This window comes from Pseudomonas sp. BJa3 (assembly GCF_026343815.1).
Lineage (GTDB): Bacteria > Pseudomonadota > Gammaproteobacteria > Pseudomonadales > Pseudomonadaceae > Aquipseudomonas > Aquipseudomonas soli.
In genome coordinates this window covers 1-230 of record NZ_JAOXMC010000610.1, presented here as the reverse complement: position 1 = coordinate 230, position 230 = coordinate 1, and the positions used below count along the sequence as shown (strand labels likewise).

1 protein-coding gene is annotated in these 230 nt (G+C 63.5%); it reads left to right on the top strand.

Annotation, left to right across the window (positions count from 1 at the left end; genetic code table 11):
* Positions 1-230 (top strand): NAD(P)/FAD-dependent oxidoreductase (locus OH705_RS28990; RefSeq protein WP_416383619.1); only part of this gene is annotated, 230 nt, incomplete at both ends.

The window sequence follows — 230 nt, the reverse complement described above, 5'->3', positions numbered from 1 at the left end:
GCCATCTGCCAGTGCGGCTTCAACTCGATGCCAAAGATGGTGTTCAACGGCGGCTCTCTGATGGGCTGCGAACTCGGCACCATGAACTTCGCCTCGATCAAGGGCAGCCACTCCGCGATGAAGTCCGGCATGCTCGCCGCCGAAGCGGTGGCCGACGCTCTGATCGCCGGCAGCGAGGGCGGAGACCAGCTCAACAGCTACGTCAGCGCGTTCAAGGCCAGTTGGCTGCA